Origin of the sequence: Microbacterium sp. (assembly GCF_031988965.1) — a bacterium.
Lineage (GTDB): Bacteria > Actinomycetota > Actinomycetes > Actinomycetales > Microbacteriaceae > Microbacterium.
In genome coordinates this window covers 131,245-145,940 of the sequence record NZ_DALZXX010000001.1, presented here as the reverse complement: position 1 = coordinate 145,940, position 14,696 = coordinate 131,245, and the positions used below count along the sequence as shown (strand labels likewise).

Annotated in this window: 9 protein-coding genes; 3 read left to right on the top strand and 6 right to left on the bottom strand. The window is 67.5% G+C overall.

Translation table 11 applies throughout. From position 1 onward, the window contains the following. Window positions 1-31: 31 nt before the first annotated feature. The 4 genes from RTM68_RS00755 to RTM68_RS00740 form a co-directional block, all read right to left on the bottom strand. Window positions 32-322, bottom strand: a complete 291-nt coding sequence (locus tag RTM68_RS00755; protein ID WP_312167453.1) for a hypothetical protein — start codon at window positions 320-322, stop codon at window positions 32-34. 191 nt (window positions 323-513) lie between these two features. Continuing rightward, on the bottom strand, window positions 514-2,829 hold the full coding sequence (ligA, locus tag RTM68_RS00750) for an NAD-dependent DNA ligase LigA (protein ID WP_312167452.1): 2,316 nt from the start codon (window positions 2,827-2,829) through the stop codon (window positions 514-516). A gap of 42 nt (window positions 2,830-2,871) precedes the next feature. Further along, the gene (mnmA, locus tag RTM68_RS00745; RefSeq protein ID WP_312167450.1) at window positions 2,872-3,969 is read right to left on the bottom strand and encodes a tRNA 2-thiouridine(34) synthase MnmA; all 1,098 of its coding nucleotides are present in this window, start codon (window positions 3,967-3,969) and stop codon (window positions 2,872-2,874) included. A 9-nt stretch (window positions 3,970-3,978) separates the two neighbouring features. After that, a complete protein-coding gene (locus RTM68_RS00740; RefSeq protein WP_312167448.1) occupies window positions 3,979-5,154 on the bottom strand; it encodes a cysteine desulfurase family protein in 1,176 nt (391 codons plus the stop codon). A gap of 94 nt (window positions 5,155-5,248) precedes the next feature. On the opposite strand from RTM68_RS00740, the gene glgX reads away from it, so the two are divergent. The 3 genes from glgX to glgB all read left to right on the top strand — a co-directional run bounded on the left by glgX (window position 5,249) and on the right by glgB (window position 11,663). Continuing rightward, window positions 5,249-7,321, top strand: coding sequence for a glycogen debranching protein GlgX (glgX, locus tag RTM68_RS00735; RefSeq protein WP_312167447.1), 2,073 nt, complete (start codon window positions 5,249-5,251; stop codon window positions 7,319-7,321). A gap of 143 nt (window positions 7,322-7,464) precedes the next feature. Continuing rightward, the gene (locus RTM68_RS00730) at window positions 7,465-9,462 is read left to right on the top strand and encodes an alpha-1,4-glucan--maltose-1-phosphate maltosyltransferase (RefSeq protein WP_312167445.1); all 1,998 of its coding nucleotides are present in this window, start codon (window positions 7,465-7,467) and stop codon (window positions 9,460-9,462) included. Then, window positions 9,459-11,663: a 1,4-alpha-glucan branching protein GlgB gene (glgB, locus tag RTM68_RS00725; RefSeq protein ID WP_312167443.1), complete on the top strand. Its 2,205-nt coding sequence runs from the start codon at window positions 9,459-9,461 to the stop codon at window positions 11,661-11,663. Before RTM68_RS00730 ends, glgB begins: the two co-directional genes overlap by 4 nt. A 15-nt stretch (window positions 11,664-11,678) precedes the next feature. Here the strand turns inward: glgB and RTM68_RS00720 are convergent, their stop codons facing one another. Both RTM68_RS00720 and RTM68_RS00715 read right to left on the bottom strand, forming a co-directional pair. Then, window positions 11,679-12,617, bottom strand: a complete 939-nt coding sequence (locus RTM68_RS00720) for a tetratricopeptide repeat protein (RefSeq protein ID WP_312167442.1) — start codon at window positions 12,615-12,617, stop codon at window positions 11,679-11,681. Next, a complete protein-coding gene (locus RTM68_RS00715) occupies window positions 12,614-14,572 on the bottom strand; it encodes a glycosyl transferase (RefSeq protein ID WP_312167440.1) in 1,959 nt (652 codons plus the stop codon). The genes RTM68_RS00720 and RTM68_RS00715 overlap by 4 nt, the downstream gene beginning before the upstream one ends. Window positions 14,573-14,696 lie beyond the last annotated feature (124 nt).

Here is a 14,696-nt window from a genome sequence, read left to right as displayed (position 1 = left end):
ATCGGCCTCACCCACCGGATCATCGAGCGGCTCAGTCGACAGACGACCCTGACGCCGCCCCGCGGGCGAGCCGTGCCGCCACATCGATGAGCTGCTCGGGTCGAGCGAGCAATGATCGCTGCTCCGGATGGTCGATCAGGTGCTGAAGCAGCCGGTGCGCACCGTCGACGGTCGGCGTCCAATACCCGCCGACATGATGACGGCTGAGCGGTGCGGTGACCGGCTCTCCGTCGACAGTCACCTCCACTGCGCCATCGTCAGGGTCCATATCGACGCTGTCGAGCGTCAAGAACGTCAGCGCGCCGAGCAGGATGGTGCTCACGAGGCCCGGCAGCCTGAACCTGGTCGTCGGCACGTCGAGGAGCACCCGCTCGATCTGGGACCACGGCGTGATCCCGTGCTCTTCGGTCCCCTGCCGGAAGAGGACCGCTTCGGGTGTGAGACGCAGGTGAGATCTCCCCGGATCGCCGACAGCCAGCGCGCCTGGCACAGCGATCAAGGGCCCGTACCGCTTCATCCGAGCGCGTCCGGCCCCTCGGTGACGAGGATGTGGAACTGCGCGGCATCGAGGACCCGGATGCCGAGCTCTTCTGCCTTGCCGAGCTTCGAGCCCGCTCCCGGACCCGCGGCGACGAAATCGGTCTTCTTCGAGACGCTCGAGGCCGCCTTGCCGCCGGCCTTGATGATGGCCTCCTGCGCTCCGTCGCGGGTGTAGCCGTCGAGCGATCCGGTCGCGACCACGGTCAGACCGTCGAGCACACCGCCCTCGACCACCGCGGCACCAGGCCCTGGGTGACCGGGTGTGGCCCACTGCACGCCTGCATCCGTCCATTGCCGGACGATCTCCTGGTGCCAATCGACATCGAACCACGCGAGCAGTGAGTCGGCGATGATCCCGCCGACTCCCTCGACGGCAGCGAGTTCTTCTCGCGATGCCGCGCGGATGGCGTCGAGCGAACCGAACCACTGCGCGAGAGCCCGGGCAGCGACCGGTCCGACGTGGCGGATGTTCAGCGAGACGAGCAGGCGCCAGAGGTCTTTGGTCTTGGCCTTCTCGAGCTCGGCGAGGAGTGTGATCGCCTGCGACGACGGCTGCGGGCCTTCGAGCCCGGACTTCTTCTCGGCAGCGGTCGGGTTGCGTCGGAACGGAGCTCGGGTCTTCACGAGGCCATCGTCGTCTTCCTTGGGCAGACCTGTCTCGGCATCACGCACGAACAACTCGATGGGGACGATCTCGTCGAGGGTGAGCGCGAACAGACCGGCCTCGGTCTCGAGCGGAGGGATCTCCGGCGAGGTGGGCTGTGTGAGAGCGGCCGCCGTGACCTCGCCCAGCGCCTCGACATCGAGCGCTCCGCGTGACCCGATGTGCTCGACGCGCCCGCGCACCTGGGCGGGGCATGACCGCGCGTTCGGGCAGCGCAGATCGATGTCACCCTCCTTCATGGGCCGCAGCGGCGTACCGCACTCGGGACACTCCACCGGCATCACGAACTCACGTTCGGTGCCGTCCCTCTTCTCGACGACGGGGCCGAGGACCTCGGGAATCACATCACCCGCCTTGCGCAGCACCACGGTGTCGCCGATCAGCACGCCCTTCGCCTTCACGACATCCTTGTTGTGCAGCGTCGCCTGCCTGACCACGGAGCCCGCGACCTGAGCAGGGGCCATCACGGCGAACGGCGTGGCGCGTCCCGTGCGTCCTACCGAGACGACGATGTCGAGGAGTGTGGTCTGAACCTCTTCCGGCGGATACTTGTACGCGATCGCCCAACGGGGCGCCCTGCTCGTGGCGCCGAGCTCGTCGTGTAGGGACAGCTCGTCGACCTTGACGACGATCCCGTCGAGCTCGTGCTCGATATCGTGGCGATGCTCGCCGAAGTGCTCGACGAACGCCACGACCTCGTCGATGCTCGTGCAGACCTTCGTGTGCGGGCTCGTGGGGAGTCCCCATTCCGCCAGCTGCTCGTACACCTGGCTCTGTGCAGCGACCGGTGGGTTCTCCCACGCGCCGATACCGTGCACGTAGAGGGCCAGCGACTCGATGCGAAGCATTCCCGCTTCGAGCTCGAGCCCGTCCTTCTTGTCGATCTGCTGACGCAGCCCGCCGCTCGCCGCATTCCGCGGATTCGCGAACGACGGGAACCGCCGGGCTGCGGCAGTCCGAGCCTTCTCTTCGTCGAAGGGCTTCTTCGCTCCGCTGCGAGCCTCCCACCGGGCCAGAGCGTCGGCGTACGCCCGGTCGCGGAACGACGCCTGAGCGGCGTTCAGACGCTCGAAGGCGGCCACGGGAATGAAGACCTCGCCGCGCACCTCGACGATCGGCGGGTGACCCTCGCCACTGAGTTCCAGAGGGATCTCAGGCAGACGCAGCGCGTTCTCCGTCACGATCTCGCCGACGCGGCCGTCGCCTCGCGTCGCCGCCGACGTCAGGCGTCCGTTCTCATATCGGAGATTGATCGCAAGACCGTCGATCTTGAGCTCGGTGAGCCAGTCGACGTCTCGTCCGGCCGATGCACGCGTCTTGGCCGCCCACTCTCTGAGCTCGTCGACCGAGAACACATTGTCGAGGCTCAGCATCCGTTCGGCGTGCTCGATTGTCGCCAGCCCCGTCGCCTCGGCGGCGCCCACCATCTGCGTGGGCGAATCCTGCCCCTGCAGTTCCGGATGCAGCCGCTCGAGCTCTTCGAGCCGGTGCATCCAGCCGTCGTAAGTGAAGTCATCGACGACCGAGGTGTCGCGCCCGTAGTACGCGTCCTTCGCCTCGAGGATGCGAGTGGTCAGCTCGTCGGCTTCGATACGGGCGTCTTCCAGCGAGATGTTCTCCGGCACTCCGCCAGTCTACGAGCGGGCACCGACATCCCGAGGCAGGCGCTACGCGTGAACGGGAACGGCGGATACCGTGCGGTCGATCGTGAACTGGCCGAGCACGCGGGTACCGACGTAGAGAACAGCCGTCTGCCCCGGCGCCACGCCGTTGAGGGGCTCCTCGGGAACGACGCGCACGCCCTCGGACGTGACGAAGGCCCGAGCGATCTCAGGTTCGGCGTGGGCACGGATCTGCACCTCGCAGTCGAACTCCGAGTCCACCGGTGCGGCCCCGGCCCAGCTGAAGCGCTGCCCGGAGATCTCGCGAATCGCGAGCGCCTCCTTCGGGCCGACGACGACCGTGTTCGAGACAGGGCGCACCTCGAGTACGAATCGCGGCTTGCCGTCTGAGGCGGGCACGCCGAGCTTGAGGCCTCGACGCTGCCCCACCGTGAAGGCGTGCGCGCCCTCGTGCGAACCCACGACCTCCCCGGCGCGGTCGACGATCTCGCCCGTCGCCGTGCCGACCTTCTCCGCCAGCCAGCCACGAGTGTCACCGTCGGGGATGAAGCAGATGTCGTGGCTGTCGGGCTTCTGAGCGACGGTCAGCCCGCGCTCGGCGGCCTCTGCGCGCACGACCGCCTTGGACGGCGTCGTGCCGAGAGGGAAATAGGTGTGAGCGAGCTGCTCGGCGGTCAGCACGCCGAGGACGTACGACTGGTCCTTCGCGTTATCCGCGGCACGGTGCAGCTCGAGTCCCGCATCGGTGGGGACCAGCGTCGCGTAATGCCCCGTGCACACTGCGTCGAAGCCGAGCTCGATCGCGCGCTCGAGAAGCGCGGCGAACTTGATCTTCTCGTTGCAGCGCATGCAGGGGTTCGGGGTGCGACCTGCCTGGTACTCCGACACGAAGTCGGCGATGACGTCTTCGCGGAAGCGCTCCGAGAAGTCCCAGACGTAGAAGGGGATGCCGAGGAGGTCGGCTGCGCGTCGGGCATCGAGTGCGTCCTCGATCGTGCAGCATCCCCTACTGCCTGTGCGCAGGGTTCCGCCGGCGCGCGAGAGCGCAAGATGTACTCCGACGACATCGTGGCCTGCGTCGACCGCACGCGCCGCCGCCACGGCGGAGTCCACGCCACCGCTCATGGCCGCAAGAATCCTCATGAGTCCAGTCTACGAGCGTGCAGCTGAGCCGGAGCCGGATGCGCGCGCGTACGCGTCGGCGATCGACGCGATGACGGCATCGACGTCCTCGTCCGTCGATGTGCGCCCGAGCGAGAACCGCAGCACGCTACGTGCATCCTGCTCACTGCGCCCCATGGCCATCACGACGTGGGAGGGCTCCGCCACTCCGGCCTGACACGCGGATCCCGTCGATGCCGCGATCCCCGCCATGTCGAGCAGGAAGAGCAGGCTCTCCCCCACTGCGCCGGGGAAGAGGACGTGCGCGTTACCCGGAAGCCGCTCGACGCGGTCTCCCAGGACCTCGGCGGTCGGGACGCGGGTGAGGATGCCGTCGACCAGACGATCGCGCATGGCTCGGAGCCGCGCGCTCTCCGTCTCCCGTTCGGCCTCGGCGAGTTCCAGAGCCACGGCGAACGCGGCGGCACCCGCGACGTCCTGGGTCCCTGCACGGAGACCCCGTTGCTGTGCGCCGCCGCGGATGATCGCCGAGAGCCGAGCAGTGCGCGAGGTGACGAGGGCGCCGACGCCGACCGGAGCTCCGATCTTGTGGCCCGCGACACTCATGGCCACCAGACCCACCGCGTCCGCGGCATCCCCCCTGAGTGCACGGAAGGACAGGGGCACATGGCCGAGCGCCGACACGGCGTCGAAGTGCAGGGGAACCCGCGCATCCGCCGCGGCGGCCGCCAGCGACACGGCGTCGTTGATCGTCCCAGCCTCGTTGTTGGCGATCAGCGCTGTGGCCAGTGCCGCGCCCGGAAGCTGCGCGGCGAACCGGGCGATATCGATGGCCGCCGTGCGGAATACCGGAACAGCGCGCAGCGTCGCATCGGCCGCGACGAGCGCCTCCACGGTGTCCATGGTGGCGTGATGCTCGGCATCGGGCATCACGATCGCATCCGTCCCTGCGGTCCGTGCCTGCCACAGGCCCTGGAGAGCGAGATTGATCGACTCCGTGCCCCCTGACGTGAAGACCACCTCGATGGGATCGGATCCGAGCACCGCTGCGGCGCGCTCTCGAGCCTCTTCGAGCAGTCGCCGGGCGTCCTGCCCCGCACCGTGGGTCGATGAGGCGTTGCCCACGATCGCGCTCGCGTCCAGCCAGGCCTCGCGCGCCTCAGGACGCATCGGCGTCGTGGCGGCGTGATCGAGATAGTGCTGCATGCCTCAACTCTCCCCCATTTCGCGGCGTCGGGGCGCACGTGGAACTGAGTGCGACGTGGTCTGAGACCTGAGCGCAGACCCCTATGGTGTATTCATGCCCGCGATCCGAGACATCACCGTGCCCGGCGGTACTGCACTCGACAACCTCGGCGTTCGCCTTCACGACGGCGTCGGAACCCTCCGCGTCTGGTCGCAGAACGCGTCGTCGATCGAGCTCGTCGTCTTCGATGCCACAGACCTCGACTGGGTCACCGATCAGGTGGACCTGGAACGTCTTCCCGGAGGTGTCTGGGAGGTGACGACCGAGCTGTTGCAACCAGGCACCCGTTACGCGATTCGCGTCGGCGGACCGCACGGTCCGGGCAATACATTCAATCCCGAGACGCTCCTGCTCGACCCGTACGCGCGCGGGCTCGCTCAGGGCGACGGCTACGAGGAGTGGCGCTCCGTCGTCATCGTCGACGGCTTCGACTGGGGCGACTCGGTCAAGCCCCGCATCCCGCTCGATCGAACGGTGATCTACGAAGGTCATCTGAAGGGTCTCACCAAGCGTCAGCCCGACATCCCCCCGGCACTGCACGGGACCTACGCGGGGCTCGCGCACCCGGCGATGATCGAGTACTTCCACGCTTTGGGCATCACATCGATCGAGCTTCTCCCCGTACACGCGTTCGTGCCGGAACCCCGCCTGCTCGAACGCGGGCTCACCAACTACTGGGGCTACAACACCCTCAACTTCTTCACTCCGCACAACGCCTATGCGACCGAAGATGCGCGCAAGGGCGGCCCTGAAGCAGTACTCGCCGAGTTCAAGGGCATGGTGCGGCTCCTTCACGAGGCCGGTCTCGAGGTCATCCTCGACGTCGTGTACAACCACACTTCGGAGGAGGGCCTCGGCGGACCGCGATCGAGCCTCCGCGGAATCGACAATGCGAGCTACTACCGACAGGATCCGTCCGGCGCCTACATCGACACCACCGGATGCGGCAACACGCTCGACACCTCGACGGATGCCGGAGCCCGCCTCGTGCTCGACTCGCTGCGCTACTGGGCGCAGGAGATGCAGATCGACGGCTTCCGCTTCGACCTGGCGGCCGCCATCGCCCGCGACGCTTCGCACACCTACACGCCCGAGCACCCGCTGCTCACGGCGATCGCGAACGATCCGGTCCTCAAGGACACGAAGCTCATAGCAGAGCCGTGGGACGTCGGCATGGGCGGTTGGCAGACAGGAAACTTCCCGCAGGGCTGGCTGGAGTGGAACGACCGCTACCGGGACCGTGTGCGCAACTTCTGGCTGAGCGACATCGACTATGCGCGCAGGGCATCGGCTCCGGTCGGGATCGGGGGCTTCGCCACTCGACTCGCGGGTTCCTCCAACACCTTCGCCGACGAGCGCGGTCCCCTCGCGAGCATCAACTTCGTCACGGCCCACGACGGTTTCACCCTCCACGACCTCGTCTCCTACGACGTCAAGCACAACGAAGCGAACGGCGAACAGAACCGTGACGGCGCGGACATGAACCGCGCCTTCAACCACGGCATCGAGGGCCCCACCGACGACCCCGCGATCCTTGCGGCCCGACGCAAGGCGATGCGCAATCTGCTCGGCACCCTCCTGCTGTCGGCCGGCATTCCCATGCTCACCGCAGGCGACGAAGTCGGGCGGACGCAGCGCGGGAACAACAACGCGTATGCGCAGGATTCTGTGATGACCTGGCTCGGCTGGGATCCCGAGCCCTGGCAGGAGGATCTGCGCGCGCACGTGACACGGCTGATCCAGCTGCGCTCGGAGAACCCCGCCTTGCGCCCGAGCCGCTACGCGCGACTCGGCGAGCACATCCCCAATGCCTCCGTCATGGACTGGTTCGATCAGAACGGCGAGACGATGGAGCGTGAGCAGTGGACGGATCCCGGCAATCGCACGTTGCAGTATGTCGCCGCCTCCACTCCTGATCGTGAGGCCGCGAATCGCATCCTTCTGATCGTGCACGGCACGGAGTCGCCGATCGACGTGCGACTGCCTGAGGAGCTCGAGGATGCGACGCGCTTCGTGTCCCTGTGGTCGAGCGCAGATGAGCGTCCGGCGACCGAGAGCGAGACCTTCGCCCCCGGCGACATACTGCCCATCCCGGGCACCTCCATGCGACTGTTCCGCGTCGAATGACCCGCGGCGCGCCGCAGCCGCCCGGGACGCTACCCGGTGAGGGGCGGTCGCGGTACATTCGGGGGGTGGTCGCACGCACGAGCAGTACCAGTCCGAAGGCTTTCCGGAGCCCCGCTCAGATCCCCCTGCGCCCCCTCGGCGCAGTGTCCGAGGAGAAGCCCCTGAGGGCCACGCGGATTCCGCTGCTCGACGGCACTCCCGCGGTTCCGGGAGGGTTCGCCCCGAAGGCATTCGTGGGCGAGGTCGTCCCGTTCAGCGTGGTCGCATTCCGCGAGGGCCACGATCTCATCGGGGTGCAGCTTCGACTGACCTCTCCCGACGGAACGGAATCCCTGCATCGTCTTTCGCCTCGGCTCGACGGCACTGACCGGTGGGGCGCCGAGATCGCCATCGATCTCCAGGGCGAATGGGCCTTCCGATTCGAGGCGTTCTCCGACGACTTCGCGACCTGGGCGCATGCGGCAGAGGTGAAGGTCGCCGCAGGCGTCGACGTGCCGGTCATGGCGGCGCTCGGCGCCGAGATCCTGACTCGCGCTGCCGCCGAGAAGGATCGTCCACTGCCCCAGCGCAAGCTCCTGACCGCGCATGCCACGTCGTTGGCCACCGGCGATGCGGCCACCACGACTGCGGTCTCGACCGACCCGGAGCTCGCACAGTTCTTCGTCGACCGTCCCCTCACGACCCTCCGGTCCGCGTCGGAGGCACGAACGCTGCACGTCGAGCGCACGGCGGCAGGCGTCGGCGCCTGGTACGAGTTCTTCCCTCGCTCCGAAGGGGCGAAGCGTCTGAAAGACGGCACGATCAAGAGCGGCACGTTCCGCACCGCTGCCAGACGACTGCCGGCCGTCGCCGCCATGGGCTTCGACGTCATCTATCTGGTGCCCATCCACCCCATCGGCTCGACGAACCGCAAGGGCCGCAACAACACTCTGGTGACGGAGCCCGGCGACCCCGGCTCCCCGTATGCGATCGGAGCGGCCGAGGGCGGCCACGACGCCATCCACCCCGAGCTCGGCAAGCCGGCCGATTTCCGCGCCTTCGTTCGTGCGGCGCGTGCTGAGGGGCTCGAAGTCGCGCTCGACCTCGCTCTGCAGGCGTCTCCCGATCACCCCTGGGTCACTGAGCACCCGGAGTGGTTCACGACCCTGCCCGACGGCACGATCGCCTACGCGGAGAACCCGCCGAAGAAGTACCAGGACATCTACCCGCTGAACTTCGACAACGATCCCGAGGGGATCTACCTCGAGATGCTCCGCGTGGTGCAGCACTGGGTGCGCGAAGGCGTGAAGATCTTCCGCGTCGACAACCCCCACACGAAACCGCTGCAGTTCTGGGAGTGGCTGATCGCCACCGTGAACGCGGCCGATCCCGATGTCATCTTCCTCGCGGAAGCCTTCACGCGTCCCGCCGTCATGCGTGCGCTCGCCACGGTGGGGTTCCAGCAGAGCTACAGCTACTTCACGTGGCGCAACACGAAGTCCGAGCTCGAGGAGTTCCTCACCAGCGTGTCGCACGAGACGAGCGACTACATGCGCCCGAACCTCTTCGTCAACACACATGACATCCTGACCGAGTACCTGCAGTTCGGCGGGCGTGCGGCGTACCGCATCCGCGCCTGCATCGGCGCCACGGCGGCACCGGTCTACGGCGTCTACGCGGGCTACGAGCTCTTCGAGAACGTGGCACGGCCCGGCTCCGAAGAGAACATCGACAATGAGAAGTACGAGTTCAAGTTCCGCGACTGGGAAGGCGCCGAGGCCGCAGGCGACTCGTTGGCACCGCTCCTGCGCCAGCTGAACGCGATTCGGCGGGCACATCCCGCACTCCGGCAGCTGCGCAACCTCTCGGTGCACTGGAGCGATGACGACGCGGTCCTCGTCTACAGCAAGCATCTCGATGCCGCCTTCACCGGCACCGGGGCATCCGACACCATCATCGTCGTGGCCAACGTCGATCCGCACTCGGTGCGTGAGACCACCGTGCACCTCGACACGACGGTGTGGGGTGTGGCGCCGGGAGAGACGTTCGAGGTCGAGGACCTTCTCACCGGAGAGATCTGGACCTGGGCCGACCACAACTACGTGCGACTCGACGCGTTCGCCGAGCCGGTGCACATCCTGAAGGTGAGGGAACGAGCATGAGCTACGTCGAAGATGTGACGGCGTCATCCGACTGGGCGGCCGTCGCCGCGGGATCCCATCACGATCCGCATTCGGTGCTCGGCGCTCATCCGCACGTCGACGCGGCGGGCCGCACGGTCACGATCATCCGCGCCCGGCGACCGCTCGCCTCCACCGTCGCCGCGGTGTTCCGCGACGGCACTCGACTCGAGCTCCACCACACGGCGCACGGCATCTGGGAGGCGCAGCACGAGGGAACGCCTGTCCCCTACCGTCTTGCGACCGCCTACGGCGAGGATGACGAGACGATCAGCGAGGATCCGTACCGCCACGTGCCGACCCTCGGCGACATCGACCTGCATCTGATCGCCGAGGGCCGCCATGAGCGTCTCTGGGAGGCGCTCGGAGCGCACCCTCGAGTCCATGACGGTGAGGACGGTGTGGCGTTCGCGGTCTGGGCTCCGAACGCGACCGCTGTGCGAGTCGCGGGCGACCACAACCTGTGGAACGGCGAGGCGCATGCCATGCGGTCGATGGGCGTGAGCGGGATCTGGGAGCTGTTCATCCCCGGGGTCGCTGCGGGCACCACCTACAAGTTCGAGATCAGAACCCGCGACGGCGCCTGGATCTTCAAGGCCGACCCCATGGCACAGGCCGCTCAGGTGCCTCCCGAGACGGCGTCCGTGGTCACGCAGACCGCGTACGCATGGTCGGACGGTGCCTGGATGACGCGACGGGCTGCCACGCATGCGGTCGCTCAACCGCTGTCCATCTACGAGGTGCACCTCGGATCGTGGCGTGCCGGCCTGGGGTACCGCGATGCGGCCGATCAGCTGATCGCCCATGTCACGGAAGCCGGGTTCACGCACGTCGAGTTCATGCCTCTCGCCGAGCATCCGTTCGGCGGGTCCTGGGGCTATCAGGTGAGCGGCTACTATGCCCCGACCAGTCGCTACGGCAGTCCGGACGACCTGAGGTACCTCATCGACAGGCTGCACCAGGCCGGGATCGGCGTGATCCTCGACTGGGTGCCGGGCCATTTCCCCAAGGATGCGTTCGCTCTGGCGAAGTTCGACGGGCAGGCGCTCTACGAGCACCCCGATCCTCGACGCGGCGAGCACCAGGACTGGGGCACGCTCATCTTCGACTACGGTCGCCCCGAGGTACGTGGGTTCCTGGTGGCGAACGCGCTGTACTGGCTCCAGGAGTTCCACGTGGACGGGCTCCGCGTCGACGCCGTGGCATCGATGCTCTATCTCGACTACTCCCGCAAGGACGGCGAGTGGGAGCCGAACATCCACGGCGGTCGCGAGAACCTCGAAGCGATCCGCTTCCTGCAGGAGGTCAACGCCACCGCGTATCGCCTGCATCCCGGGGTTCTCATGATCGCGGAGGAATCCACGAGCTTCCCCGGCGTCACGGCTCCGACGAACCACGCTGGGCTCGGTTTCGGTTTCAAGTGGAATATGGGCTGGATGAACGACTCGCTGCAGTACATCGAGCGCGATCCGATGTACCGCGCGCACCACGAGGGAGAGATGACGTTCTCGTTCGTCTACGCCTTCGGCGAGAACTATCTGCTCCCGATCAGCCACGATGAGGTCGTGCACGGGAAGGGCAGCCTCCTCGCGAAGATGCCGGGAGACCACTGGCACAAGCTCGCGAACGTCCGGGCGTACCTCGCCTACATGTGGGGGCACCCGGGCAAGAAGCTCCTCTTCATGGGGCAGGAGTTCGGCCAGCTCGCTGAGTGGTCGGAAGGCCGAGAGCTCGACTGGTGGCTGCTGGAGCAGCCCTCACACGCGCAACTCCAGGACTTCATCGGACAGCTCAACAGCACCTACCGTGCGCAGTCACCGCTGTGGGAACGCGACAACGACGGCTCGTGCTTCTCGCGTCTCGGGGCCCCCACGTGGGACCCGAACATCATCGCGTTCGAACGTCGCGACGCACACGGCGGCCGGGTCGTCGTCATCAGCAACTTCGCCGGAATCGAGCGCACCGGTTACAGGCTCGCTCTTCCGCACGAAGGGGTCTGGCACGAGATCCTCAACACGGATGCCGCGGAGTACGGCGGCCGGGGCTCAGGCAACCTCGGCATGGTCGTCGCCCACGACGGTGATGAGGGCGCCGCCGTGGCGAGCATCACGCTGCCTGCGCTCTCGACCATCTGGCTGCGCCACGAGAACGATCCGCACGTGCCTACGGTCAGCCACGGCTGATCGTGGGCGCTGCGGTCAGAACAGCAGCGAAGAGAGCCGATTGCGTGCGGAGACGACACGCGGGTCGGCGGCTCCGATCACGCCGAACAGCTCGATGAGCCTCTCACGAACCGGCGTGCGCTGATCGGAAGGCAGCTGCGCGAACAGATCGAGAAGGCGGCCAAACGCATCGTCGACGTGGCCGCCCGCAAGGTCGAGGTCTGCGACGGCGAACTGTGCTTCGGGATCGAGTGGAGCGGCGGCTGCCGCCGCGCGGGCCTCCTGCAGATCGAGCCGCTGAACCCGGTCGAGCAGACGCACCTGGCCGAGACCGGCGATGGCGTCCTCGTCACGCGGGTTCTCCGCGAGGGCCTTCTCGTATGCGACGATAGCGGCCGCGTAGTCGCCGATCTCGATGGCGGCGAATGCCTCGGCATGCAGCGGCGGCATCGGAGGTTCTGCAGGCGTATCGCCCGCCTCTGCGGAGCCGTCGTCGCCGGCGACCGGTACGGAGCCGGTCACGCCGTTCTGCGCCGCCAGCTGCAGCAGCTGCGCGAAGACCTCACGCACCTGCTGCTCGGGCACGGCACCGGTGAACATCGGGACCGGCTGTCCGGCGATCAGCGCGACTACCATCGGGATCGACTGCGCACGGAATCCCTGCGCCAGCTGCGGGTTCGCATCGACGTCGACCTTGGCGAGCAGCACCTTCCCGCCGAGTTCGCGGGTCACCTTCTCGATGATCGGGCTCAGCTGCTTGCACGGGCCGCACCATTCCGCCCACAGGTCGACGACCACGGGAACCGTTCGCGAGATCTCGAGAATCTGACCGAAGGACTCATCCGTCGCGTCGACCACGAGGTCGGCGACGGCGCCCCCTGCTGCCGGGGCGCCGGCGGGCGGCGCTGACGGTCGGTTACGCAGGGTGGAGAGGTCGACAGCGCCACGAAGGGCCGCGGGAGAGATATCAGTCACTTGAGCACCTCGGCGGAGAGAAGGTCCTGGCGAACGGCCAGGAGTCGGATCTGTTCGGTCGAACCCTGCGCGGGCACCGAGAAGAAGAGCTGGAACTCGTATCGAGTCGTCACGCCCTTCGCGGACTCGGTGACGCCTGTGAGCGCCTTGACCTGTGCGTTCTCGCCGAAGCGGATCACCGCATCGGCCGAGGTCGGGGTCACCGTCTCGTTGTCGATGAGCGACACGGCGACGATCGCACCGCTGCCGAGCGTGGTCAATGACACGGGAGCGGTGTCAGCCGGAGCGATGTCGAACGCCGTCTGCGAGGTCTCGGCCGCGCCGTTGTCAGCGAGGTTCTGGACGACGGCCTGTCGGCTGTCGCGGATAGACTTCGCGAGATTCAGGGCCAGGTCGTCGAAGAGACCGTAGGCAGCGCTCTGCTCCCCCGCGTCGACGACGTCAGAGAAAGTCGCAGCCAGCTCACCCGGCGGGATGCTGAGGAACGCAGAGTCGTCGGGCACGAGTGATGTGCCGAGCCACGCGGCGGCGACATCCGGGAACACGGCGTCGGCAGACATCTCGGCCATGTTCGTGATCTTGTAGGTCGACCACGGGTCCTGCTGCGTCATCGTGAGGATCACCGGGGGAACGGTGTCGTCGCCCTCGCTCTTGGAGAGCACCAGTACCGTGCGCGGCCAGCGATCCGTCGCCTCGGGCAGAACGACCTCGACGTCGTCGGTCGGGATCGCCGACGGCGGCGTGGTCTCGGGCAACGCAGTGCGCAACGCGTATTCCGTGGTGCGAGCGGTCAAGGCGGGGCCGTCGAGGCGAGTGCCCGCGACTTCGATGTTCATCGCGGCATCCGCTTCGCTGATGGTGGCGGCCGCATCCTGAAGGATCCGCTTGGCCTGCGCCTCAGTCACCGCCGGCGGCTTCTGATTGTCCGGAGCGATCACCGTCGCCGTCGGCGTGGGCGAAGGTGTGCCCTCCCCGAACTGGGGCCAGGAGTCTGCAGAACATCCGGTGGCGAGCAGCGCCGTCAGCGCGATGGCCGGAACCGCGAACGCTCGCCGCCGACGTGACGCCGTCTGGGCGCGCATCTCCTTCGACGCTCCGTCCGGCGACGAAGACGCGCCGTCGGTCGTCTTCTCGGGCTGAGTCTCTTCTCCCTCGACCGGCGCGGGCGACGCCGACGCGTCCGCGCCTTCGATGGCAGCGCGCTCGGCAGGAGGAAGCTGAGTGACGTCGATCGGCTCGGTCACCGGGAGCGGGCCGGGGCCCTTACGCCGGGGCCCACGTCCGCGACGCTGGTGGCGAATTCCGAGAACGTAGAGGATGAGCCCGACGAGCAGCACCACGGCGCCGGCAGCCATGAGGGGTCCGGCGAGGGGCGTCGAGTTGTCGATGGGCCACGACACCACGATGTCATCGGGCGCGTCCTGAATGCCGTCATAGGCGATGAGGACGCTGACGCCCTCAGGGAGCTGCAGGTCGGTGATCAGAGAGTCCGTGTCGGAGAAAGAGTCGAGCCAGAGATCGGACCCTGCCGGATTGCGTCCCGCGGGTTCCGCTTCGCCGCCCTCTACCGGGGTCTCGGGCGCGGCACCGTCAGAAGGAGTCTCCTCGGGAGCCGGAGCCGCGGCATCCGCCGTCGGTTCGACGAACTGCACGTCGAGCTCACCGCCGTCGCCGGCCGTGACGTGGTTGTAGTCCGTGTCCGACAGCCAGGCCTCCATGTCCGCCGTTCGGCCGTAGGCGGCGAAGATGTCTCCCCCACCACGGATGAGAAGGGTCTGCGCTCCCGGATTCTCCCGCAGCACGTCGCCGTCCATCAGCACGAAAGGCGCCGGTTCGGAGACATCCACCGCGACCTTCTGCGTCGACGGCCCCTGGAAAATGGTTCGCTGGGCGATGCCTGCACCGATCAGTCCCGCGGCCAGCACGAAGGCCACCACGGCCCATACGAAACGCACGAATAGTCTCCTCACGCGCCCCGGACGCTCGCCCGAGGCACAACACTCGACATTTCAGACTATCGAAATCACCTGTGTGTTGCCCACGAGGCACACCCGCGGTCGTCGCGCGGCACGTCGCGGC